Below are 1,256 nucleotides of genomic sequence, written 5' to 3'. Positions count from 1 at the left end.
ATGCTCAGCATAAGCAAGTGCAAGCGTGCTTCCCCATGATCCACCAAATAATATCCATTTATCGATACCTAAAAGGATTCTTAGTTTCTCCATATCTTCAATGAGAAGAGGTGTTGTATGTTTTTCATTTCTCCAAGTGGTTGGGATCTTCCTGCTCCTCTTTGATCAAAAACGACGATTCTGTAATGAGCAGGATCAAAAAATTGTCGACTTTTAGGAGAAGCTCCATACCCCGGCCCGCCGTGCAAAAAAACCACAGGCACACCTTGAGGATTTCCTGATTGCTCCCAGTATATTGTATGAATTTCATCAACTTGTAGCATACCTGAATCATAAGGTTCAATAGGAGGAAATAAAGTCTGCATCTAATGCCTCTTTTTTAATCTTAAAAGGTAAGCTTAATTTGAAAGTAAGAAGAGATCAAATGAGATTTATAGACCTTGATTTCGCGAGGTGAAATCTGTTGAGTTATAACCAACCCAAGCTTCAAGAGCTAATAATTGAATTGCCACATAAGGAATTTTTATCTCGTTATTTGAGTACAGATCTTTACCTATAAAATTTTTAGTATCATTATCAAAATGATAAAGAACTAATATTTTACAAGAGGTTTCATTGAGATCATTAGATAACGATAAAGCAACAATGACAGGAACTTGATAAAGACACATCGCTTTTTGAATATTTTCTATCTTGGACTCTTCTGAAGTTCTCTTTTTTCTAGAATACAGTTTACTATAAGACAGAATTTCTTCATATGTGGATGCAAAAATGCACTCTACCGCATTAAATTTAAAAAATATTTGATCATTTTCTCCTTGAATACCTATATCATAAAAATAATGCATCATGCTCCCCAGAGAATGATCTTTATATTTAGAATAAGAGAATGTTAATTGCTGACCATAAACGTATTTTAAGCATTCAACCCCAGCTCTAAATAAATGAAATATCTGGTTATCTCGATCATTTGATATTAACCAATTAAACTCTTCATACTCAAAGGTTAAGTGAAGTTGAGGAGTTTTGCGAAAAGTTCTCTTCGCGAAAGGAAACTTTTGGACTATACTGAGCGGGGTTTGTTGAAGGTTTATAAGACCATCTTGAAATAGATGCTTTAATTCTTTCAGACTAATTTCTTGCCTTTTCTCTTCAACCAAGGGAAATTCTTTTTTAGGAATCATCATTTCCCACTTTTCTTCTTCCTCCAACGCATCAGACGCAAAACAGTTTAAAGATTGTATTAGAAGAAAACA

The 1,256-nt window shown here is 34.0% G+C and carries 1 protein-coding gene and 1 pseudogene; both read right to left on the bottom strand.

From position 1 onward, the window contains the following. A pseudogene (locus IG80_RS12870) lies at positions 1 to 365 on the bottom strand (alpha/beta fold hydrolase); the annotation flags it as partial. 66 nt (positions 366 to 431) lie between these two features. Beyond that, the coding region (locus tag IG80_RS0111545) for a hypothetical protein (RefSeq protein ID WP_232224414.1) at positions 432 to 1,256 on the bottom strand (825 nt) is incomplete at its 5' end.

Origin of the sequence: Candidatus Paracaedibacter symbiosus (genome assembly GCF_000757605.1) — a bacterium.
In the GTDB taxonomy this organism is placed as follows: domain Bacteria; phylum Pseudomonadota; class Alphaproteobacteria; order Paracaedibacterales; family Paracaedibacteraceae; genus Paracaedibacter_A; species Paracaedibacter_A symbiosus.
The sequence above is the reverse complement of the archived record's forward strand: the minus strand, read 5'-3'. Positions and strand labels throughout refer to the sequence as shown.